At 66.5% G+C, this 20517-nt stretch carries 24 protein-coding genes; 19 read left to right on the top strand and 5 right to left on the bottom strand.

What is annotated here, in order from left to right:
* Positions 1–38: 38 nt before the first annotated feature.
* Both M4578_RS17130 and ilvA read left to right on the top strand, forming a co-directional pair.
* Entirely contained in the window at positions 39–770 is a 732-nt protein-coding gene (locus tag M4578_RS17130) for a hypothetical protein (protein WP_258094516.1), read from the top strand.
* Positions 771–807: 37 nt separating this feature from the next.
* The gene (gene ilvA / locus M4578_RS17135; protein ID WP_258094585.1) at positions 808–2034 is read left to right on the top strand and encodes a threonine ammonia-lyase IlvA; all 1227 of its coding nucleotides are present in this window, start codon (positions 808–810) and stop codon (positions 2032–2034) included.
* Between the two features lie 4 nt (positions 2035–2038).
* Here the strand turns inward: ilvA and M4578_RS17140 are convergent, their stop codons facing one another.
* Complete coding sequence (locus M4578_RS17140) at positions 2039–2374, bottom strand: Hpt domain-containing protein (protein WP_258094517.1); 336 nt, start codon at positions 2372–2374, stop codon at positions 2039–2041.
* A 147-nt stretch (positions 2375–2521) separates the two neighbouring features.
* Here M4578_RS17140 and M4578_RS17145 point away from each other — a divergent pair, with 147 nt between their 5' ends.
* On the top strand, positions 2522–3775 hold the full coding sequence (locus M4578_RS17145; RefSeq protein ID WP_258094518.1) for a PP2C family protein-serine/threonine phosphatase: 1254 nt from the start codon (positions 2522–2524) through the stop codon (positions 3773–3775).
* A 5-nt stretch (positions 3776–3780) separates the two neighbouring features.
* On the opposite strand, the gene M4578_RS17150 is transcribed toward M4578_RS17145, so the two are convergent.
* Entirely contained in the window at positions 3781–4218 is a 438-nt protein-coding gene (locus tag M4578_RS17150; RefSeq protein WP_258094519.1) for an NUDIX hydrolase, read from the bottom strand.
* A 77-nt stretch (positions 4219–4295) separates the two neighbouring features.
* On the opposite strand from M4578_RS17150, the gene hslO reads away from it, so the two are divergent.
* From hslO to M4578_RS17195, 9 genes are all read left to right on the top strand, one after another.
* A complete protein-coding gene (gene hslO, locus M4578_RS17155; protein ID WP_258094520.1) occupies positions 4296–5273 on the top strand; it encodes an Hsp33 family molecular chaperone HslO in 978 nt (325 codons plus the stop codon).
* 38 nt (positions 5274–5311) lie between these two features.
* Positions 5312–5875: a CoA pyrophosphatase gene (locus tag M4578_RS17160; protein WP_258094586.1), complete on the top strand. Its 564-nt coding sequence runs from the start codon at positions 5312–5314 to the stop codon at positions 5873–5875.
* Entirely contained in the window at positions 5872–7020 is a 1149-nt protein-coding gene (locus M4578_RS17165) for a CCA tRNA nucleotidyltransferase (RefSeq protein ID WP_258094521.1), read from the top strand. The genes M4578_RS17160 and M4578_RS17165 overlap by 4 nt, the downstream gene beginning before the upstream one ends.
* Positions 7017–7601, top strand: coding sequence for a LysE family translocator (locus tag M4578_RS17170; protein ID WP_258094522.1), 585 nt, complete (start codon positions 7017–7019; stop codon positions 7599–7601). Before M4578_RS17165 ends, M4578_RS17170 begins: the two co-directional genes overlap by 4 nt.
* Before the next feature lie 43 nt (positions 7602–7644).
* The gene (locus M4578_RS17175; RefSeq protein ID WP_258094523.1) at positions 7645–9489 is read left to right on the top strand and encodes an ABC transporter ATP-binding protein; all 1845 of its coding nucleotides are present in this window, start codon (positions 7645–7647) and stop codon (positions 9487–9489) included.
* A complete protein-coding gene (locus M4578_RS17180; RefSeq protein ID WP_258094524.1) occupies positions 9486–11321 on the top strand; it encodes an ABC transporter ATP-binding protein in 1836 nt (611 codons plus the stop codon). Before M4578_RS17175 ends, M4578_RS17180 begins: the two co-directional genes overlap by 4 nt.
* Positions 11318–11893 (top strand): P-loop NTPase family protein, encoded by a 576-nt coding sequence (locus tag M4578_RS17185; RefSeq protein WP_258094525.1) that lies wholly within the window; start codon positions 11318–11320, stop codon positions 11891–11893. Before M4578_RS17180 ends, M4578_RS17185 begins: the two co-directional genes overlap by 4 nt.
* Positions 11853–13076 carry a class I SAM-dependent RNA methyltransferase gene (locus M4578_RS17190; protein WP_258094526.1) on the top strand — a complete coding sequence of 408 codons (1224 nt, stop codon included), beginning with the start codon at positions 11853–11855 and terminating at the stop codon, positions 13074–13076. The genes M4578_RS17185 and M4578_RS17190 overlap by 41 nt, the downstream gene beginning before the upstream one ends.
* Positions 13077–13157: 81 nt before the next feature.
* On the top strand, positions 13158–13649 hold the full coding sequence (locus M4578_RS17195) for a L,D-transpeptidase family protein (protein ID WP_258094527.1): 492 nt from the start codon (positions 13158–13160) through the stop codon (positions 13647–13649).
* A 21-nt stretch (positions 13650–13670) separates the two neighbouring features.
* Here M4578_RS17195 and dalA read toward each other — a convergent pair whose 3' ends face one another.
* The gene (gene dalA, locus M4578_RS17200; RefSeq protein ID WP_258094528.1) at positions 13671–14234 is read right to left on the bottom strand and encodes a divisome-associated lipoprotein DalA; all 564 of its coding nucleotides are present in this window, start codon (positions 14232–14234) and stop codon (positions 13671–13673) included.
* A 193-nt stretch (positions 14235–14427) separates the two neighbouring features.
* Between dalA and M4578_RS17205 the strand changes: the two genes are divergently transcribed.
* A complete protein-coding gene (locus M4578_RS17205; RefSeq protein ID WP_258094529.1) occupies positions 14428–15018 on the top strand; it encodes a L,D-transpeptidase in 591 nt (196 codons plus the stop codon).
* Positions 15019–15164: 146 nt separating this feature from the next.
* Positions 15165–15359, top strand: coding sequence for a ferrochelatase (locus M4578_RS17210; RefSeq protein WP_258094530.1), 195 nt, complete (start codon positions 15165–15167; stop codon positions 15357–15359).
* A gap of 117 nt (positions 15360–15476) precedes the next feature.
* Here M4578_RS17210 and hemH read toward each other — a convergent pair whose 3' ends face one another.
* The gene (gene hemH / locus M4578_RS17215; RefSeq protein WP_258094531.1) at positions 15477–16538 is read right to left on the bottom strand and encodes a ferrochelatase; all 1062 of its coding nucleotides are present in this window, start codon (positions 16536–16538) and stop codon (positions 15477–15479) included.
* Positions 16539–16597: 59 nt separating this feature from the next.
* Entirely contained in the window at positions 16598–17419 is an 822-nt protein-coding gene (locus M4578_RS17220; RefSeq protein ID WP_258094532.1) for a methyltransferase domain-containing protein, read from the bottom strand.
* A gap of 14 nt (positions 17420–17433) precedes the next feature.
* Here M4578_RS17220 and M4578_RS17225 point away from each other — a divergent pair, with 14 nt between their 5' ends.
* From M4578_RS17225 to M4578_RS17245, 5 genes are all read left to right on the top strand, one after another.
* Positions 17434–18162: a ComF family protein gene (locus M4578_RS17225; protein ID WP_258094533.1), complete on the top strand. Its 729-nt coding sequence runs from the start codon at positions 17434–17436 to the stop codon at positions 18160–18162.
* A gap of 39 nt (positions 18163–18201) precedes the next feature.
* A complete protein-coding gene (gene grxC, locus M4578_RS17230; protein ID WP_258094534.1) occupies positions 18202–18459 on the top strand; it encodes a glutaredoxin 3 in 258 nt (85 codons plus the stop codon).
* Positions 18459–19292: a carbon-nitrogen hydrolase family protein gene (locus tag M4578_RS17235; protein WP_258094535.1), complete on the top strand. Its 834-nt coding sequence runs from the start codon at positions 18459–18461 to the stop codon at positions 19290–19292. Before grxC ends, M4578_RS17235 begins: the two co-directional genes overlap by 1 nt.
* Positions 19289–19729, top strand: a complete 441-nt coding sequence (locus M4578_RS17240) for a MarR family winged helix-turn-helix transcriptional regulator (protein ID WP_258094536.1) — start codon at positions 19289–19291, stop codon at positions 19727–19729. Before M4578_RS17235 ends, M4578_RS17240 begins: the two co-directional genes overlap by 4 nt.
* A gap of 85 nt (positions 19730–19814) precedes the next feature.
* The gene (locus M4578_RS17245; protein WP_258094537.1) at positions 19815–20492 is read left to right on the top strand and encodes a D-lyxose/D-mannose family sugar isomerase; all 678 of its coding nucleotides are present in this window, start codon (positions 19815–19817) and stop codon (positions 20490–20492) included.
* Positions 20493–20517: the final 25 nt, after the last annotated feature.

Raw genomic sequence — 20517 nt, forward strand, 5'->3', positions numbered from 1 at the left:
GCCCTGCCGGGATATCGGATGGAATTGCGGGCAAAGTGATGGGTTGGAAGATCTTTGTGCACTCGGTGCGGATGGTTGTGGACAACCTTCACGCGGCGCTGCGGGTGTCGCTGCTGCTCTACATGGTGCAGGCGGGATTTCAGATCATGCTGTTCTTCAGCATGCAGGGCGCCGGCGAAGGGCCCGTCTCTCCCGGAAGCGTCGGCAATCTGATGATCGCCTCGCTTCTGACGCTGCTCGCCAGCCTCTGGATCGCCGTCGGCTGGCACCGCTACGTGCTGACCGGCGAGACGCCGAACGGCTGGCTGCCGCGCTGGCACGGGCCGGAACTGCTGGGCTATCTCGGGCGGTCGTTCATGATCGGATTGCTGCTGGGGCTGGGCATCGGGGTGGTGGCCGGTCTTGTGGCCGCCGCGATCTCGGCGGTTCCGATGCTGCTCGGGCTTCTGGGCTTCGGGGTGGTGGGGCTGGCAAGCTATGTCTTCTTCCGGGTCGGTCTGATCCTGCCCGCGGCGGCGCTGGGCGAAAGCCTGAGCCTGCGCGAGTCCTGGGAGGCCACCGGGCGGGACGACAAGGCGCTGGTCGTGCTGGCGCTGCTGGTGATCGCGGCGCAGTTCCTCATCGGCCTGCCCGCGATGATCGACGGCGAGACGGGCTCGGTCATCAGTCTGATCTACCGGCTGGTGGTCGACTGGTTCGCGATGATGATCGGGGTGTCCACGCTGACCACGCTTTACGGCTATTTCATCGAGGGCCGGTCGATCGACTAGGCTTGCCTTGTGCGAAGCGATGCGCCAACTCTCGCGGATGGACAGTTTTCATGACAAGGCCCGCGCCGCTGCGGTGGCGATGCGCGCGGTTTTCCCCGAGACACCGCTCTTGCGCAACGCCCATCTGAGCGACCGCTTCGGCGCGGATGTCTGGCTCAAGCGCGAGGATCTGAGCCCGGTGCGCAGCTACAAGCTGCGCGGCGCGTTCAATGCCATGCGCAAGCGCCCCGAGGCCGAGCTTTTCGTCTGCGCCAGCGCCGGCAACCACGCCCAGGGCGTGGCCTATATGTGCCGGCATTTCGGCAAGCGCGGCGTGATCTTCATGCCGGTGACGACGCCCGACCAGAAGATCCAGAAAACCCGGATGTTCGGCGGCGATGCGGTCGAGATCGTACTGACCGGCGATTATTTCGACGACACGCTGGCTGCGGCGCAGGGGTTTTGCGCGGAGAAGGGCGGGCATTTCCTGTCGCCCTTCGACGATGAGGACGTGATCGAGGGACAGGCCAGCGTGGCCGTCGAGATCGAGACACAGCTTGGCCGCGCCCCGGATCATGTGGTGATCCCGGTGGGCGGCGGCGGGCTCGGTTCGGGGATGCTCAGCTATTTCGGCAACGACTGCCAGTATACCTTTGTGGAGCCTGCGGGTGGCGCCTGTCTGCGGGCGGCGCTGGCGGCGGGGCGGCCGGTGACGCTGGACAGCGTGAACACCTTTGCCGATGGCGCGGCGGTGGCACGGATCGGGGCGCAGACCTTCGAGCGGCTGAAGGGCGTGGGGCTGGCGAACACGCTGGCCATCAGCGAGGACCGGCTCTGCACCACCATGCTCGAGATGCTGAATGTCGAGGGGATCGTGCTGGAACCGGCGGGGGCGCTGTCGGTCGATGCGCTCAAGGATCTGGGCCAGTCGATTCGCGGCCGCACGGTGGTCTGCGTCACCTCGGGCGGGAATTTCGATTTCGAGCGGCTGCCCGAGGTCAAGGAACGCGCGCAGCGCTATTCGGGGGTGAAGAAATATTTCATCCTGCGGCTGCCGCAGCGCCCCGGCGCGCTGAAGGATTTCCTGAGTTTCCTCGGCCCAGAGGAAGACATCACCCGTTTCGAGTATCTCAAGAAATCCGCGCGCAACTTCGGGTCGGTCCTGCTGGGGATCGAAACCTCGGATCCGGCGAATTTCGATGCGCTTTATGCCCGGCTCGACAGCCACGGCTATACCTATCGCGACATCACCGATGACGAGGTTCTGGCGCAGTTCCTGATCTGAGCGCTCAGGCGGCGAGCCGGGCCGGCAAGTCGCGCAGGAATTCCGCGCGGCTTTGTTCGTAAGACCGTACAACCCCGTCGAGATCGACACTGCCCGCCATGCCCCGGCGCGCGGCATCTTCGCCCCTCTGGCAAAGCTGCGCGAGGCTTTCAAAGCCCAGGTTCAGCGCGCTGCCCTTGAGAAAATGCAGACCGGCCTCGATCTCGGCGGGCTGGCCGGCAAGCCCGGGCAGGGTGGCCAGCGTTGTTGCGACCTCTTGCAGGAACAGGTCCACGACCTCGTCGAAATCTTCGATCCCGATCTCGTCGCGCAGTTCGGCGACACGCGTCCAGTCGATCATGGCGTACCTCCTGTTTTCAGGACTAGGGCGCAAAGGTGAAGATTGTCTTTCCGGCCACGCGAGACGGCGACAGTTTTAGACTAAAGGCGGCGTTAACAGAGCATCCGCTAAACCCTCCGGTAGATCGTCCCTCTGTCTGGAGTCCGCTTGCTTCCGAAATCCGTGGATACGCCTGCCGCGTCGCCGTCCGCGGCTTTTGTCCAGCGCGTGCTCGTGGTGGATGACAGCCCCGTTCAACTCAAGATCCTGACCGCGCTGCTGCGGCGCTGGGGGGTCGAGGTCTGGCAGGCGGAAAGCGGCGAGGAGGCGCTGGCGCTCTGCAAAGAGGTGGTGCCCGATGCGGTGCTGTCCGACTGGATGATGCCGGGGATGGACGGGCTGGAATTCTGCCGGCGGTTCCGCGCGCTGACGCGCGAGAGCTATGGCTATTTCATCCTGCTCACCTCGAAGAGCGAGAAGGGCGAGATCGCGCGCGGGCTGGATGCGGGGGCCGACGATTTCCTCACCAAGCCGGTCAATGCCGACGAGCTGCGCGCGCGGATCAACGCGGGCGCGCGCATCCTGTCGATGGAGCGGCAATTGACCGAGACGCTGGACCGGCTGCGCGCCGCCTATGACGCGATCGACCGCGATCTGCGCCAGGCGCGCACGATTCAAGAGGCGCTGGTGCCCCAGCGCAGCCGCGATTTCGGCGCCGCCCGGGTCAGCCTGCTGCTGAAACCCTGCGGGCATGTGGGCGGCGATCTGGTCGGCATGTTCAGCCCGAACAGCGCCGGGGTCGGCGTCTACAGCATCGACGTTTCGGGCCATGGCATCACTTCGGCGCTGATGACGGCGCGGGTGGCGGGCTATCTGGGCGCGGATTTTCCCGATCAGAACATCGCGCTCGAGCGGCGTGGCGACCGGCTGCTCGGCTTCTACCCGCCCGAAGAGGTGGCCGACCGGCTGAACCGCCGGCTGTCCGCCGATCCTGGGGTATTAGAGTACCTTACAATGGCTTATCTCACGCTCGATCTCGGCACCGGGCAGGTGCGGCTGGTGCAGGCGGGCCACCCGCCGCCATTGCTGATTCGCGCCGGTGGAGAGACACAATTCATCGGCAAGGGCGGTTTGCCCGTCGGTCTGGTGGGTGACGTGTCTTACGAGCAAATCCGGCTGACGCTCGGTCCGGGCGACCGGCTGCTGCTTTATTCCGACGGCTTCACCGAGGCGGTGCTGAAGGACGGCCGCATGCTCGACCAAGAGGGGCTGCGCAAGCTGGTCGTCCAATGCGGCGCGGCGCGCGGGACGGAGTTTCTCGACGATCTTTACTGGCGGCTCAGCCAGATCACCCGCGCGGGCACCAGTCTCGAAGACGATGTCTCTGCCGCGCTGGTGGAATTCGACGGGGTGCAGGGCTGAGGGGCTCAGACCGCGTGGCGCGCCACGAAAGCACGGTCGCCGGGGTTGCCCAGCAGCTCGGCGGCGATGTCCGGCGCGACCCAATGCGCACTATGCCCCGGCTCTATGGGCGCGCCCCGCGGATAGACCGGCTCGGCGCGGTAGATGACGCAGAGCTTTTCGGCCCAGAGATCGTATTCGGGCATGTAGGTGAAGCGCCGGAATGCGCCCAGCCGGCGCGGTCGGGCGATGTGCCAGCCGGTTTCCTCATAGACCTCGCGATGCAGCGCGGCGGTGGGCGATTCGCCCGGGTCGATGCCGCCGCCGGGAAGCTGGAACTCGGGCCAGGGCTCGTCCTGATGCGTCAGCAGCAGCGCGCCGCCGCGCGGCAGGATGGCATAGGCTCCGGGACGCAGCCTGTAGCGGCGCCCGGCCTCGGGCGGTTCTCCGTAGCGTGCGATCATACCGGTCCCCTTGGTTCCCGCCGTGTCCTGCTCTATATGCTGCCGGTATGCCAACGCGCGGCAGATAAGGAAACCCCATGACCATCGGCAGCAAACTCGCCTGGGACGATACCGTCCTCCCGTTTCAGCTCGACCTTTCCGACATCCGTGGCCGGGTGGCGCGGCTCGACGGGGCGTTGAACGGAATCCTCAGTCAGCACGACTACCCCGAACCGGTCGAGGCGCTGGTGGCCGAGATGGCGCTGCTCACCGCGCTGATCGGGCAGACCGTCAAGCTGCGCTGGAAACTGTCGCTGCAAGTGCAGACGCGCGGTGCGCTGCGGATGATCGCCACCGATTATTTCGCTCCCGAGAAAGAGGGCCAGCCGGCCCGTATCCGCGCCTATGCCAGTTTCGACGCATCCAAGGTGACCTCTGCCCCGGCCTTCGGACAGCTCGAGGGCGGCTATTTCGCGATCCTGATCGACCAGGGCAAGGGCACGACCCCTTATCAGGGGATCACACCGCTGGCCGGCGGCTCGCTGGCCGCCTGTGCGGAGGCCTATTTCGCCCAGTCCGAACAGATTCCCACCCGGTTCGCGCTGAACTACGGCAAGGTGATGAACGCCGACGGCAGCGGCGAATGGCGCGCCGGCGGGCTAATGATCCAGTCGATGCCTAAGGCTTCGCCCTTTGCGCAGGGCGGCGGTTCGGGCGACGGTGGGCTGCTGCGCGCCGAGGATCTGGTGCATGGCGACGAGGAAGAGAACTGGCGGCGGGTGAATTTCCACGTCGATACGGTGGACGAGCTCGAGCTGATCGGGCCCGATCTGCCGCCCACCGACCTGCTGGTCCGGCTGTTTCACGAGGAACAGCCGCGGGTCTTCGATGCCCAGCCGGTGCGCTTCGGCTGCACCTGCTCGGAAGACCGCGTGCGGCAGTCGCTGTCGATCTACTCGGCGAAGGACATCCAGAAGATGACCACGCCCGAGGGTCTGGTGACCGCCGATTGTCAGTTCTGCGGCGCCCATTACGAGCTCGACCCCGAGACCGTGGGGTTCGAGGCGAAGAAGTGAGCGTCAGCGGGGATCAGATCGCGGCGCTGCGCCGGGCGATGGCGGCGGACAGCGCGCCGTCGTCGGATTTCGATCTGAACCCCGAAACCGTACTGCCCGAGACCCGCAAGCTGCGCCCCGCAGGCGTGCTTGCGGCGTTTCTGCCGGGGCGGGACGGGCTGGAACTGCTGCTGACGAAGCGCTCCTCGAAGCTCAAGCATCATCCGGGACAGATCGCCTTTCCCGGCGGCAAGGTCGACCCCGGCGACGACGGGCCCACGGGCGCGGCCCTGCGCGAGGCGCACGAAGAGGTTGGGCTGCCTTCCGAGACCGTCGAGCTGCTGGGCACGATGCCGCCGCATGAAACGGTGACGGGGTTCCTCGTGACACCGGTTCTGGGCCTTGTCAGAGACGATTTCACTCCGGTTCCCGAACCCGGAGAGGTGGCCGAGATCTTTCGCGTGCCCTTTGCCCATGTGACCGATCCGGCGCGGTTCAGCGTGCAGCGGCGGCGCTGGCGCGGCCAGTGGCGGCTCTATTACACCGTGCCGTTCGGACCCTATTACATCTGGGGCGCCACGGCGCGGATGCTGCGGGCGCTCGCCGACCGGATGGCCTCGTGACAGAGGTCACCGGAGACTGGCTGACCTGCGATTCCACGCAGGAGGTGCTGGCCATGCTCGAGGCGGCGGGGCATGTGGCCTATGTGGTCGGCGGTTGCGTGCGCAACGCGCTGATGGGGGTGCCGGTCGCCGATGTGGACATCGCCACCGATGCGCGCCCCGAGCGGGTGGTGGCGCTGGCCGAAGCGGCGGGGCTGAAACCCGTGCCCACGGGCATTGACCATGGCACGGTGACGGTGGTCGCGGAGGGCATCGGGCATGAGGTGACCACCTTCCGCGCCGATGTCGAAACCGATGGGCGCCGGGCGGTGGTGCGCTATTCCGACGACATTGCCGAGGACGCGATGCGGCGGGATTTCACCATGAACGCCCTTTATGCCGATGCGCGCGGGTTGGTGCTCGACCCGCTGGGCGGGTTGCCCGACCTCGAGGCGCGGCGGGTGCGGTTCATTCGCGATGCGGGCGAGCGTATCCGCGAGGACTATCTCCGCATCCTGCGTTTCTTCCGCTTCTCCGCCTGGTATGGCGATCCCGAAATGGGCGTCGATCCCGAAGCGCTTGCCGGGATTGCCGCCAATCTCGACGGGCTGGCCAGCCTCTCGGCCGAGCGGGTCGGGCAGGAACTGGCGCGGCTGCTTTCCGCCCCCGATCCAGCGCCCTCGATCGCGGTGATGGAGCAGGTGGGGGTGCTGGCCCGGGTGCTGCCCGGAGCGAGCGCGCGGTCGCTGGCGCCGCTGGTCGCCATCGAAGAGGCGCTGGGCCTTGCACCGGACCCGATGCGCCGGCTGGCGGTTCTGGGGGTGTTCGACGGGCGCGCCCTGCGGTTCTCGAAGGCGCGGCAACGGCAACTCGAGGCGTATCAGAGCCTGATTTCCCATTTGGCAGGGCCGGCCGAGACAGCCTATCGCCACGGTGCCGCGATGGCCTGGGACATTGCCGCCCTGCGCGCGGCCAGCCTCGAACAACCGGTGCCGCCGGACACGGCCGACGAGATCGCGAAAGGGACGGCGGCGGTGTTCCCGGTCCGGCCGCGCGATCTGATGCCGGGGCTCCAGGGCGCAGCGCTGGGCGATGCGCTCCGGGCGCTGGAGGCGCGCTGGATCGCCTCGGGGTTCACGCTGAGCCGGGCCGACCTGCTGGCATGACCGTCGATCCGTTTTACGGTTTCGTCTTTCTGGGCCTGTTCTCGCCGGGGCCGAATGTCATTTTGCTTACCGCCTCGGGCGCGCGTTTCGGCATCCGGCCCACGCTGCCGCATGTCTTCGGCGTCGTGCTGGGGGTGGGCCTCACCGCGGCGCTGACCGGGCTCGGCATCGCTGCCCTGCTGCAACGGCTGCCCGCGCTGGAGCTGGCGCTCAAATGCGCGGCGAGCCTGTGGATGCTTTACATGGCCTGGGGCCTCTGGACCGCAGAGCGGCGCCGGGGCAGGGCCGAGCGCGACCGGCCCATGCGCTTTGGCGAGGCGGTGCTGTTTCAATGGGTGAATCCCAAGGTCTGGGCGGTGGAGCTGGCCGCCGCCTCGGCCTATCCCGGCGATGGCGGCCCCTGGGCCGAGGCGGTGCGGCTGGGCTTGAGTTTTTCGGGGCTCAATCTGGGGGTCTGCCTGTTGTGGATCAGCGCCGGGGCGTTGCTCACCTACCTGCTGACCACCCCGGCGGCCTGGCGGATCTTCACCCGGATCATGGCCGTGGCGCTGGGCAGTTTTTCCGTCATGGTCTTCCTGTAAGAAATCGGTGAGACTGCCCCCTCACCCCGAGGATTTCGCCCCGATGTTCCGCTTTTTCGAAAACCTGGTGGACCCTTACACCCCTTACCCGCCGACGGATCATCCGCCGACGCGGCTATTGCCGTTCCTGATGGACTATGCGCGGCCCTTCCGCCGCCTGTTCGTCTGGGCCGGTCTGCTGTCGGTGGTCGTGGCGCTGGTCGAGATCGGGCTGATCTGGGCCATGGGATGGGTGGTCGACATCCTCGCGGGCGATCCGGCGCAGGTCTGGGAGGCGCATGGCGCCACGCTGATCGCGCTGGCGCTGTTCGTCCTGTTGCTGCGCCCACTGTTGCAGGCGCTGGATGTGCTGGTGCTCAACAATGCGATCATGCCGAATTTCGGCACGCTGATCCGCTGGCGGGCGCATGCGCAGGTGCTGCGCCAGTCCGTCGGCTGGTTCGAGAACGATTTCGCCGGCCGCATCGCCAATCGCATCATGCAGACGCCCCCGGCGGCGGGCGAGGCGGTGTTCCATGTCTTTGACGCCATCGCCTTTGCGCTGGCCTATGTGGTCGGCGCCGCGGTGATGCTGGGCGATGCGGACCCGCGGCTGATGATCCCGCTGATCCTGTGGCTGGGGCTTTACGGCTGGCTGATGCGCTGGACGATCCGGCGCGTGGGCGCCGCCTCCAAGGCGGCGTCGGATGCGCGCAGCCTCGTCAACGGGCGGGTGGTGGATGCCTATACCAATATCCACTCGGTGAAGATGTTCGCGCAGGACGCGCAGGAGCTGGATTACGCCAGAGAGGCCATCGACCGCACGCGCGAGACGGTTCAGGCGGAAATGCGGCTCTTTACGCTGATGGACGTGGCGCTGGTCACGCTGAACGGTCTGCTGATCGTGGGTGTTGTGGGCTGGGCGCTGCTGCTCTGGATGCAGGGCAGCGCCAGTGTCGGTGTGGTGGCGGCGGCCACGGCGCTGACCTTGCGGCTCAATGCCATGACCGGCTGGATCATGTGGGCGCTGACCACCTTCTTCCGGCAGCTTGGCGTGGTGGCCGAGGGGATGCAGACCATCGCCCAGCCCATCGCGCTGGTGGATGCGCCGGAGGCAAAGCCGCTGATGCTTGAAAAGGGCGAGATCGTGCTCGACCATCTCAGCCATCACTACGGGCGCGACAGCGGCGGGCTCGACGATATTTCCCTGACCATCGCGCCGGGCGAGAAGATCGGGCTTGTGGGGCGCTCGGGCGCGGGGAAATCGACCCTCGTGAAGCTGCTTTTGCGGTTTTACGATGCCGAGCAAGGGCGCATCCTGATCGACGGGCAGAACATCGCGACGGTCACCCAGGACAGTCTGCGGCGCGAGATCGGCATGGTGCAGCAGGACAGCGCACTGCTGCACCGCTCGGTGCGCGACAACCTGCTCTACGGCAGCCCCGATGCCAGCGAGGCCGAGGTGATCGCCGCCGCGAAACAGGCACAGGCGCATGAATTCATTCTCGGGCTACGGGACCCCGAGGGGCGCAGTGGCTACGATGCCCATGTGGGCGAACGCGGGGTAAAGCTCTCGGGCGGGCAGCGGCAGCGGATCGCGCTGGCGCGGGTGATCCTCAAGGATGCGCCGGTGCTGCTGCTCGACGAGGCGACCTCGGCGCTGGATTCCGAGGTCGAGGCGGCGATCCAGGACACGCTTTACGGCATGATGGAGGGCAAGACGGTGATCGCCATCGCGCACCGCCTGTCGACCATCGCGCAGATGGACCGGATCCTCGTGCTGGATCGCGGACGCATTGTCGAGCAAGGCAGCCATGACGTGCTTTTGGCGCAGTCCGGCCTATATGCCGGGTTCTGGGCCCGCCAGTCCGGCGGCTTTCTCGATCCCGACACACAGGCAGCGGAATGACCTTATCCGATCTTATCGACCCTTTTTCCCGCGCGCATACGCCACCGCCCCGGACCCTGGGGCGTTTCACGCTCTGGGCGCTGCGCGGCGCCTGGCCGGTGCTGCTGCCCGCGGCGCTGTTTTCGGTGCTGGGCGGGGTGACCGAGGTTCTGACCGCGAAACTTCTGGGTGACGTGATCGACCGGGCGCTGTCGGGCTCGCCCGCGACGATCTTTGCCGAGCACGGGCTGTTCCTGCTGCTGTGCCTGGGCTTCTTCATGCTGCTGCGGCCGGCGATTCTGGGGCTTTCGGCCTATACGCAATCGGTGATGATGCAGCCCAACGTCTTCAACCTGATCCTGAGCCGCGTGCACCGCTATACGCTGGGCCATTCCGTCACCTTCTTCGACAACGATTTCGCGGGACGGATCTCGCAGAAGGAGATGCAGACCGCGCGGGCACTGAACGATGTGATCTCGGAGGTGGTGCAGGCGATGCTGTTCGCGCTGGCCTCGGTCATCGGGTCGGTGTGGCTGGTGGGCTCGGTCGATTGGCGGATCGCCATCGGGCTGGTGCTGTGGATCATCGCCTACGGGCTGCTGATCCGCGTGTTCATGCCCAAGATCCGCGTGCGCTCGCAGGCGCGGGCGGCGGCGCGGGCGATGGTGACCGGTCAGCTTGTGGATACGGTGACCAATATCAAGACGGTCAAGCTGTTTGCCCATGACGATTTCGAGGATCAGGCGGCGCTGGGCGCGATGTCGACCTATCGCGACCGGTTCATCGCCTTCGGCCATGTGGCGGCGACCTTCCGTTTCTGGCTGATGTCTCTGGCGGGGACGCTGCCGGTGGTGATGATCGGCAGCGCGCTGTTCTTCTGGTCGCAGGGCTTTGTATCGGCGGGCGACATCGCTGCCACCGGCGCGGTGGCGCTGCGGCTGTCGCAGATGACTGGCTGGGTGAGTTTCACGCTGATGGGGATCTACGCCAATGTCGGCGAGATCGAGGACGGCATCCGCACGATCACGCCGGCGCATACGCTGCTCGACGCGCCGGGCGCGGCGCCGCTCGAGGTGACGGCGGGCCGGATCGAGTTCCGCGAGGTGGGTTTCGCCTATGGCCGCGAAAGCGGCGGGGTCGAGCATATCGCACTCGACATCAAACCGGGCGAGAAAGTCGGTGTGGTGGGTGCCTCGGGCGCCGGGAAATCCACCATGGTGGCGCTGCTGCTGCGGCTCTATGACGCCGAAAAGGGCGGGATTTTCATCGACGGGCAGAACGTGTCGGAGGTGACGCAGGAAAGCCTTCGGCGGCAGATCGGCATGGTCACGCAGGAAACCGCCATGTTCAACCGCTCGGCGCTGGACAATATCCGTTACGGTCGCCCCGGAGCCTCGATGGACGACGTGATTGCGGCGGCGAAAAAGGCCGAGGCGCATGAGTTCATCCTGACGCTGAGGGATCATATGGGGCGCGAAGGGTACGACGCGCATCTGGGCGAACGCGGCGTGAAGCTGTCGGGCGGGCAGCGGCAGCGGATCGCGCTGGCGCGCGCGATCCTCAAGGATGCGCCGATTCTGGTGCTGGACGAGGCGACCTCGGCGCTCGATTCCGAGGTGGAAGCCTCGATCCAGTCGGCGCTGGAGCGGGTGATGGAGGGCAAGACGGTTCTGGCCATCGCGCACCGGCTGTCCACCCTTTCCGAGATGGACCGGATCATCGTGCTCGACCGGGGCCATATCGCCGAGCAGGGCACCCACGACGCGCTTCTGGCGGAGGGCGGGCTTTATGCGCGCTACTGGAACCGGCAGTCGGGCGGGTTCGTGAACCCCGAGGAGGAGGCCGCCGAGTGAAGCGCGTCATGATCGTGGGTCAGCCCGGCGCGGGCAAATCCACGCTGGCGCGGCAGCTGGGCGCCCGGACTGGGTTGCCGGTGGTGCATGTGGACATGATCCACTGGTTGCCGGGTTGGGTCGAGCGGCCCCGCGCGGAAAAACTGGCGATGGCGCGCGAGGTCGAGTTGGGCGCCGCCTGGATCTTTGAGGGCGGGCTGTCGGAAAACTATCCGCACCGCCTGTCGCGCGCCGATACGCTCATCGTGCTCGACCTGCCGCTGTGGCTGCGCGCCTGGCGGGTGTTCCGGCGCACGCTGGGCCAATACGGGCGCAGCCGGCCCGATTTGCCGGAGAATTGCCCCGAGCGCTTCGATCCCGCGTTCTGGAAATGGATCTGGGACACGCGCCGGACGGGGGCGGAGAAGAACCGCGCGCTGATCGGGCAGGCGGGGCCGGAGGTGGCGGTTCATCATTTGCGCTCGCCGCGTGCGGTGCGGCGCTTTCTGGCGGGGCTCGACGCGGCGCTTGTTTCGGGGCATGAGGCTGCGCATGGAACAGGTCACGATCGAACGGCTGGGGCATCAGGGTGACGGCATCGCGCCGGGGCCGGTCTTTGTGCCGGGGGCGCTTCCGGGCGAGCTGGTAGAGGGCGAGATCGACGGCGGGGTGATGCGCGACGCGCGCATTCTCACGCCGTCGGAAATGCGGGTGCGCGCGCCCTGCCGTCATGCGAAAGGCTGTGGCGGTTGCCAGTTGCAGCACGCGCGCGACGATTTTGTCGCGGGCTGGAAGCAGGATGTTGTGCGGCAGGCCCTGGCGGCGCACGGGCTGGAGACCGAATTTCGACCCTGTTCCACCTCGAAGCCGCAAAGCCGCCGCCGCGCCGCCTTTTCCGTGCGGCGGACCAAGAAGGGGGCGCTGGCGGGGTTCCACATGAAGGGCTCGGACGTGATCGTTCCGGTGCCCGATTGTCTGCTGGTCGATCCGAAACTCGCCGCCGCGTTGCCGCTGGTCGAGGAGCTGGCGGTGCTGGGGGCCAGCCGCAAGGGCGCGCTGTCGGTGCTGGTCACGGTGAGTCTCATGGGGCTGGATCTTGCGGTCACCGGGGGCAAGCCGCTCGATCCGGCGCTGCAATCGGATCTGGCGGATCTCGCCCGCGCCCATGATGTGGCGCGCATCGCCTGGGGCGACGAGGTGGCGCTGACCCGCCGTCCGCCGACCCAGCGCATGGGCCGCGCCGAGGTGGTGCCGCCGCCCGGCGCTTTCCTTCAGGCCACGCCCGAGGGCGAGGCGGCGCTGCTGTCCGGCGTGCGCGAGATCACCGGCGATGCGGCGCATGTGGTCGATCTTTTCGCTGGCTGCGGCACCTTTGCGCTGCCGCTGGCGGAAACCGCGCGGGTGCATGCGGTCGAGGGCGACAGGGCGATGATGGCGGCGCTGGACAAGGGCTGGCGCATGGCCGAAGGGCTGCGCCATGTGACGCATGAGGCGCGCGACCTCTTCCGCAACCCGCTGCTGCCCGACGAGCTGAAACGCTTCGATGCCGCCGTGATCGACCCGCCGCGCGCGGGCGCCGAGGCGCAGGTGGCCGAGCTGGCCCGCGCCGGCATTCCGCGCATCGCCTATGTGTCGTGCAACCCGGTCACCTTTGCACGCGATGCGGCGGCGCTTGATCTGGCGGGTTACACGCTCGACTGGTTGCGCGTGGTCGATCAGTTCCGCTGGTCGACCCATGTGGAGCTGGTGGCAAGCCTGACGCTCACGGATCGGTGAACGGGTCGCCGCAAGCGCATCGCAGATCTGTTCCGAAGACCCGTTTTGCGGTATAGGTCACAAAAAACAACGAGCGGACAGATGCGGTTTCTCAGGGTAATTCTCGTGCTCACGGTGGCGGTCAGCGCCACGGCGTGCAGCAAGTTCAAAAGTTACGACGGTCCGGAGGTCACTCAGATCGTCGTGCAGAAAAGTCAGCGGCGGATGTATCTCCTGCACAATCAGGAGGTGCTCAAGAGCTATGACATCGGGCTGGGCTTTGCCCCCGAGGGTCACAAGCAGATCGAGGGCGACGGCAAGACGCCGGAGGGGATGTATTTCATCGACCGGCGCAACCCGAACTCGAATTATCACCTGAGCATCGGGATTTCCTATCCCAATCCGGTGGACCGCATGGCTGCCGCGGATCTGGGCAAGAGCCCGGGTGGTGACATCTTCATCCACGGGCGTCCCTGGAAGGACCGCAAGGGCGGGCGCGACTGGACCGCGGGCTGCATCGCGGTCACCAATCGCGAGATGGAAGACATCTATGCCATGGTGCGCAACGGCACGCCGATCAGCATCGCCCCGTGACCGCGCCGCCGGGCGGCTCCGTCAGGACGGGGCCGCGGTTGCGCCAAGGCCCGGGATCGGGGCCATGTCAGGCGCGCCGGTGACCAGGGTCCACCAGATCTTGCCGTTGTCTTCCTGATACCAGGCAAAGCCCAGATCGCGGGCCGAGGCATCGAGGATCACGTTGCGCGTCGGCTCGTCCTCCATCCAGGCGGCGAGGGTTTCGAGCTCGGTCTCGTAGGTCTCGGAGATGTTCTCGCCCACCAGCCGGCCGGTATAGCCCACGCGCTGCACCCGGTCGATCGGCGAAGAGCCGTCCGAACCGAAGTGCCAGGGACGGTTCTGCACCGACATGTCGCGGGCATGGGTGGCGGCGGCGGCATTCAGCTTGGCGTTGAGCGCAAGCGGCGGCACGCCTTTGGCCTGGCGCAGCGCGTTCACCGAATCGAGCATCCGGTACTCGATCTTGGCGGCGGTGCCGGGGCTGATCTTGTAGGCTCTCGGCAGGGGTTTGCCGTCGGGTCCCAGTGCGGGTGTCGAGGTCGATGGGCCGCAGGATGCCGCTACCAGCGCCGCAGCAACCATCAGAAACGCGCGTCTTTGCATTGTCCTGCCTCTTTTACTTTTGTTTCGTTTTTTGTCGATTACCGCGTGCGGCGTTGCTAATCAAACGCACATCGCTGTGAGCGGGCCGTTTCGGGGCTGTTTGATTTGCGACTGATGCTTTAGGGCCATAACATAGGAACATGATCCGCCCCGTAGGGGCTTTTGGGCTTTGTGCAACGAGGACATGACCAAGATGGCACAAAAAGGTTTTGATCGCCGCGCCTTTCTGGCAGGCGGCGCGGCGCTGATCGGAACGCCGGCTCTGGCGCAGAACGTAAACGGGGCGGAAACGGTCGAGATCGAGCGCGATCTGTCACAGGCCGTGCGGCGCAATATCTCGAGCTTCCGCACACTCGAGTGGCAGCCGTATTTCAACTCGCTGAACAACGGTGCGATCCTGGTCGATATCACCTCGCGCGCGCTGCATTACTGGGAAGAGGGCGGCACCTACCATCTCTACCCGTGCTCGGTACCGCTGAGCGAGGATCTCACCCGCCGCGGCCGCACGCGGGTCACGCTCAAGGATCCGTCGCCCGACTGGCGTCCGACGCCGTCGATGAAGATCCGCAATCCGGAGTGGCCGGACTATGTCGGTCCCGGCCCGGACAACCCGCTGGGCACCCGTGCGATGCATCTGAGCTGGACCTACTACCGCATTCACGGCACCCACGACACGCGCAAAATCGGGCGGCGTTCGTCGAACGGATGCATCGGTCTTTATAACGAGCATATCGAGCAACTTTACGGCATGGCGCAAGTCGGCACGCAGGTGTTGCTTATTTGACGACATCTGCGCAGCGCGGAAAAACCGATTGCTAAGTTGGGTTTGCATTCCTCTGAAATAGCTGCTTAGACAGACTCACGAGGTAAGTCTTGGGTGCTTGTCGTGGAAGAATTGTGACCACGTCAGGCGATTATCTGGAGGATAACATGAAGAAACTCGCACTCGCCGCTGTGCTCGCCGGTACCGCTTCGACCGCAATGGCCGGTTCCTACGCCAAAGACGACGTGGTCATGGAGCCCGTCGTGGTCGTGGAAGAAGCTCAGCAAAGCTCGTCGTCCGCTGGCATCCTGATCCCGCTGATCCTGATCGCCGTCGTCGCAGCAGCTGCTTCGGCCGACTGATCCACCGGATCGTCGCAAAGAACATGAAAAAGGCGGTGCCTCGGCACCGCCTTTTTTATTGCCCGGAGACCGGCCCCGAACCGCAGGCCATGCGCGCCTGACGCCGGGCGCCGCCCGTCACGCCAGCCAGCCGCCCAGGTTCTCCTCGATCACCGAGGACAGCGCATCCACATGCGCGGGATCGTCGTTCAGGCAGGGGATGTAGGTGAACTGCTCACCGCCCGCGTGCTCAAAGCTCTCGCGGATCTCCTCGTTGATCTCTTCCAGCGTCTCGATGCAGTCGGCAGAGAAGGCCGGAGCGATCACCGCGATCTTCCTCTTCCCCTGCTTCGCCAGCTCGGCCACATGCTCGACCGTGTAGGGTTTCAGCCATTCCTCCGGGCCGAACACCGACTGGAAGGTCGTGGTGATCTGCGTCTCGTCCCAGCCCAGCCGTTCGCGCAGCAGGCGCGTCGTTTTCTGGCACTGGCAGTGATAGGGATCGCCCTGCATCAGATAACGTTTCGGCATCCCGTGATAGCTGACCACGAGGATGTCGGGCTTGTCGGCCAGATCGGCATAGCCGCGCTCGACCGAGGCGGCGAGCGCCTCGATGTATTTCGGCTGATCGAAATAGGGGTCCACCACGCGGGCGGTGGGTTGCCAGGGCTCTTCCATCAGCGCGCGGAAGAACTGGTCGTTCGCGGTGGCCGAGGTGGCGCCGGCATATTGCGGATAAAGCGGGAAGAACAGGATCTTGCGGCAGCCGGCCTTGACCATCTCCTGCACCTTCGACTTGGTCGAGGGATTGCCGTAGCGCATGCAGAAATCCACCGTGACCTGATCGCCGTAGCGCTCATTCATCCGCGCGGCGATGGCGGCGCTCTGCCGCTTGGTGATGGTCATCAGCGGGCTTTCGTTCAGATCCTCGTTCCAGATCGACTTATAGGCCTCGCCCGAGCTGAAGGGCCGCTTGGTCAGGATGATCGCCTGAAGGATCGGCTGCCATTTCCATTTCGGATAGTCGATGACGCGGGTGTCGGACAGGAACTCGTTCAGATAGCGCCGCATCGGCCAATAGGAATAATGGTCGGGCGTGCCGAGGTTGGCGAGCAGCACCCCCACCTTTGGGCCGGCGATGGCGGGGTGATCGGCGGGGGCATGCGCTGGGCGCGCGGCCTTGGTCGTGGCGTCGAGCATGGTCCTGTCCTGGGTTGGTCCCTGATTGGTTTTGTTAGGTATCGCTTCTTTAGAAGAGTTCAATCTTTTAAAGGCGTTTCCTGCGTCTTCAGCGCATCGGCGAGACGTTGCGCCGCAGAGCCCGGGCGCAGCGGCTTGGGCTGGCTGTCGTCGGGCGCCCAGCCGGTCAGGGTGACGATCTCGTAAGAGGCGGGGACGCGGCCCTGCGCATCGCCGAATTCCGCCGCATAGATCGCCGCCGCGCGCAGCAGCACCGCGCGCCGTGTGGGGCGGCGTAGCCGGCCGGTGAGGGCGTTGGTCTCGCCCATGGCGCGCAGGTCGCGCATCAGGTGCAGGGCCGAGGGGTAGCTGGCGGTCAGGGTGAAGGAATCCGCCACCGGAAGCGCCAGCCCGGCGCGTTGCAGCAGCGCGCCCAGATCGCGGATCTCGCCCATCGGCAGCACCCGGGGCGACAGCCCGCCGGTGACCTCGATCTCGGCCTGTCCTAGCGCCGCGCGCAGCTCGTGCAGGGTCTGCCCGCCGAAGCACAGCGCCAGAAAAAGCCCGTCCGGCCTCAGCGCCCGGCGGCATTGCACGAGCTGGCCCACCGGGTCGTTGGCCCAGTGCAGCGCGATGGCATGGATCACCAGATCGTGGCTGCCGTCGCGCAGATCCAGAACCTCGTCGTCGGGCACGATCCGCGCATCGGGCAGAAAACCCTGCCAGAGCTGCGGAAAAGGCGTCACCACAGCCGGCGTTGTAAAGGCTCTGTTAACCACCATGAGCCGATCCTGCACCTCGTCGCGGGCGGCTTCGTGCAGAAACAGCGCCGGGTCGCCTGCGGCGCGCGCGCGATGGCGGAGCAGGGCGGTGCGGTCAATGAGGGGGGCCGGGGTCGACATGGAGGCTGATTAGAGTGTTGCGAGCCGGGTTGCAAACGGCGCTGCGCCTTGTCTATCCACCGCGCTGCCTGATCTGCGGCGGGCTGGTCGAGACCGATTTCGGCCTGTGCGGTCCGTGCTGGCGGGACACGCCGTTTCTGGCCGGGCTGAGTTGCACCTGCTGCGGCGTGCCGCTGCCCGGGGCCTCGGACGAGGCAGAGGTCTGCGACGACTGCCTGACGACGCCGCGCCCTTGGGCGCAGGGCTGCGCGGCGCTGCTCTACCGCGACAACGGGCGCCGGCTGGTGCTGATGCTGAAACATGGCGACCGCTATGACATCGCGGGCGCGGCGGCGGGCTGGATGGCGCGGCGGGCGCGGCCCCTGCTGCGCGAGGGGATGATCGCGGTGCCGGTGCCGCTGCATCTGCGGCGCCATCTGCGGCGGCGCTTCAACCAGTCGGCGTTGCTGGCGCGCGGGCTGGCGACCGGGCTGGGCATCGGCTGGAGCCCCGATGCGCTGGAGCGTGCGCGCCACACCCCGGCGCTGGAGGGCAAGACCCGCAACGAACGGTTCACGATGCTTGATGCGGCGATCCGTGTGGCGCCGAAACGCGCGGCGCTGATCCGCGACCGGCCGGTGCTGCTGGTCGATGATGTCATGACCTCGGGCGCGACCCTGGGGGCGGCGGCGGATGCCTGTCTGGCGGGCGGCGCGCGCGAAGTTTGTGTCTGCGTACTGGCGCGCGTTGCAAAGGAGGCCTAAATCCCTTCAAATGCCCGGAACTTCCCGAAGGGACCGCAGATGCAACCGATCGAAATCTACACCACGCCCTATTGCGGCTATTGCCACGCGGCCAAGCGGCTGCTGACCTCGAAGGGTGCCGCCTATACCGAGATCGACGTGATGGAAGACCCCTCGCGCCGTCCCGAGATGGTGCAGCGGTCGAATGGCGGGCGCACGGTGCCGCAGATCTTCATCGGCGCGACCCATGTGGGGGGCTGCGACGAGCTTTATGCGCTGGAACGCGCGGGCAAGCTCGACGCGCTTCTGGCCGGCTGATGCGCGCCGCGCTGCTGCAAATCACCTCGTCGGATGCGCCGGCGGAGAACCTTGAAACGGTGCGGATCGCGATGCAAGCCGCCGCCGCGGACGGGGCGGGCTTTGTGCTGACGCCGGAGGTGACGAACTGCGTCTCGTCCAGCCGCAGCCATCAGCAGGCGGTGCTGACCTCCGAGGACAGCGATCCGGTGCTTGCGGGGCTGCGCGACGAGGCGGCGCGGCTGGGGGTCTGGCTGCTGATCGGCTCGCTGGCGGTGAAATCCGACCCGCCCGAGACGCGCTTTGCCAACCGGTCCTTCATGATCGGCCCCGATGGCGGCATTGTCGCGCGCTACGACAAGCTGCACATGTTCGATGTGCAGGTGACCGAAACCGAGACCTATCGCGAATCCGAGGGGTTCGCCCCCGGCGACCGCGCGGTGATCGCGCCGACCGGTTTCGGCGCCGTCGGCATGACGATCTGCTATGACGTGCGTTTTCCCTATCTGCACCGGGCGCTGGCGCAGGCGGGGGCGGAGATTCTCACCGTGCCGGCGGCCTTCTCGCCCGCCACCGGCCCGGGCCACTGGGAGCCGCTGCTGCGCGCGCGGGCCATCGAGACGGGGTGTTACGTGCTCGCGCCCGGTCAGGTCGGACAGCATACGGTCCGCCACGGCAAACCGCGCGCGACCCATGGGCATTCGCTGGCAATCTCGCCCTGGGGTGCCGTTCTGGCCGATGCCGGCGACCGTCCGGGGATCGTCTATGCCGATCTCGATCTGGCGCAGGTCCGCAAGGCGCGGGCGCAGATTCCCGCCCTGCAACACGACCGCAGCTTCACCGGCCCGGCATGAACAGTCCCGAGAATGCGCTTGCCATCTCGCTGTTCAGCGAGCTTCTGACGGCGGATCAGCTTTTGCGGAACCGGTTGACCCGCGTGTTGCCGAACCGGATGGAGATTTCGCATTTCTCGGTGCTGAACCATCTGGCCCGGGTGCAGAACGAACGTTCGCCCGCGCAGCTTGCCCGCAGCTTTCACGTCACGCGCGGGGCCATGACCAACACGCTGGCCAAGCTCGAACTGGCCGGATACGTGCATATCCGCCCCGACTGGGACGATGCGCGCCGCAAGATGGTGTCGATCAGCCCGGCCGGCAAGCGCGCGCGCGAGGCGGCGCTGGCGGCGATGACCCCGGTGATCACCGAGATGGTAAGCGAGCTGGGCGTGGAAAAGGTGCGCGCGGCGCTGCCGGTGCTGCGCGAGCTGCGGCTCAAGCTCGAGGCGGATTGAGGGCGGGGCGGTCCGGAGCGCCACGGCTCTACCCTCCGGCAGCCGGGGCCGCTATGGTCGCGCCGACACGTCCGGGAGGCGCAAAATGAAACGTTCGCGTATCAACGAGATCATCCGCGAAGGCGATGCCTTTATCCGCGCGCATGGCTATTGCCTGCCGCCTTTCGCCTATTGGACGCCGGAGGCGCTGCGCGCCGCCGATCATGCCGAGATCAAGCGCCGCCGCATGGGCTGGGACATCACCGATTACGGCGCCGGCCGGTTCGACGATCTGGGGCTGTTCCTGTTCACCACCCGCAATGGGCTGAACGGCGATCTGGGCAAGCGCAGCGCCATGCTTTACGCGGAAAAGATCATGATCTCGCGCCGCGATCAGCTCAGCCCCAATCACCGCCACGCGCTCAAGGTCGAGGACATCATCAACCGCGGTGGCGGCACGCTGGTGCTCGAGCTGCACGCGGCCACGCCCGAGGGCGGAATCGACCGCCACGGGCCGGTGACGGTGATGTGCGACGGCATCGACCGGACCCTGCCGCCGGGCGGGCATCTCAAACTCGATCCGGGCGAATCCGTGACGCTGTTCCCCAGCACCTGGCACGCCTTCTGGGGCGAGGGCAGCGATGTGCTGATTGGCGAGGTCTCGACGGTGAACGACGACCTGACCGACAATATCTTCGAGATGGACATCGGCCGGTTCTCGACCGTCGAGGAGGACGAAGCGCCGCTCCATCTGCTGGTGTCGGATTACGACGACAAGCTCTAAGATAGGGGTGGGCAATTTGCCCACC

The organism is Salipiger pentaromativorans, assembly GCF_024721115.1.
Taxonomy (GTDB): domain Bacteria; phylum Pseudomonadota; class Alphaproteobacteria; order Rhodobacterales; family Rhodobacteraceae; genus Salipiger; species Salipiger pentaromativorans.

Bases quoted from the DNA above. Each gene is read 5' to 3' on its own strand.
- M4578_RS17130 (WP_258094516.1), top strand. From the start codon at position 39: ATGGGTTGGAAGATCTTTGTGCACTCGGTGCGGATGGTTGTGGACAAC.
- ilvA (WP_258094585.1), top strand. From the start codon at position 808: ATGGACAGTTTTCATGACAAGGCCCGCGCCGCTGCGGTGGCGATGCGC.
- M4578_RS17140 (WP_258094517.1), bottom strand. From the start codon at position 2,374: ATGATCGACTGGACGCGTGTCGCCGAACTGCGCGACGAGATCGGGATC.
- M4578_RS17150 (WP_258094519.1), bottom strand. From the start codon at position 4,218: ATGATCGCACGCTACGGAGAACCGCCCGAGGCCGGGCGCCGCTACAGG.
- hslO (WP_258094520.1), top strand. From the start codon at position 4,296: ATGACCATCGGCAGCAAACTCGCCTGGGACGATACCGTCCTCCCGTTT.
- M4578_RS17160 (WP_258094586.1), top strand. From the start codon at position 5,312: ATGGCGGCGGACAGCGCGCCGTCGTCGGATTTCGATCTGAACCCCGAA.
- M4578_RS17170 (WP_258094522.1), top strand. From the start codon at position 7,017: ATGACCGTCGATCCGTTTTACGGTTTCGTCTTTCTGGGCCTGTTCTCG.
- M4578_RS17175 (WP_258094523.1), top strand. From the start codon at position 7,645: ATGTTCCGCTTTTTCGAAAACCTGGTGGACCCTTACACCCCTTACCCG.
- M4578_RS17180 (WP_258094524.1), top strand. From the start codon at position 9,486: ATGACCTTATCCGATCTTATCGACCCTTTTTCCCGCGCGCATACGCCA.
- M4578_RS17190 (WP_258094526.1), top strand. From the start codon at position 11,853: ATGGAACAGGTCACGATCGAACGGCTGGGGCATCAGGGTGACGGCATC.
- M4578_RS17195 (WP_258094527.1), top strand. From the start codon at position 13,158: ATGCGGTTTCTCAGGGTAATTCTCGTGCTCACGGTGGCGGTCAGCGCC.
- dalA (WP_258094528.1), bottom strand. From the start codon at position 14,234: ATGCAAAGACGCGCGTTTCTGATGGTTGCTGCGGCGCTGGTAGCGGCA.
- M4578_RS17205 (WP_258094529.1), top strand. From the start codon at position 14,428: ATGGCACAAAAAGGTTTTGATCGCCGCGCCTTTCTGGCAGGCGGCGCG.
- M4578_RS17210 (WP_258094530.1), top strand. From the start codon at position 15,165: ATGAAGAAACTCGCACTCGCCGCTGTGCTCGCCGGTACCGCTTCGACC.
- hemH (WP_258094531.1), bottom strand. From the start codon at position 16,538: ATGCTCGACGCCACGACCAAGGCCGCGCGCCCAGCGCATGCCCCCGCC.
- M4578_RS17220 (WP_258094532.1), bottom strand. From the start codon at position 17,419: ATGTCGACCCCGGCCCCCCTCATTGACCGCACCGCCCTGCTCCGCCAT.
- grxC (WP_258094534.1), top strand. From the start codon at position 18,202: ATGCAACCGATCGAAATCTACACCACGCCCTATTGCGGCTATTGCCAC.
- M4578_RS17235 (WP_258094535.1), top strand. From the start codon at position 18,459: ATGCGCGCCGCGCTGCTGCAAATCACCTCGTCGGATGCGCCGGCGGAG.
- M4578_RS17240 (WP_258094536.1), top strand. From the start codon at position 19,289: ATGAACAGTCCCGAGAATGCGCTTGCCATCTCGCTGTTCAGCGAGCTT.
- M4578_RS17245 (WP_258094537.1), top strand. From the start codon at position 19,815: ATGAAACGTTCGCGTATCAACGAGATCATCCGCGAAGGCGATGCCTTT.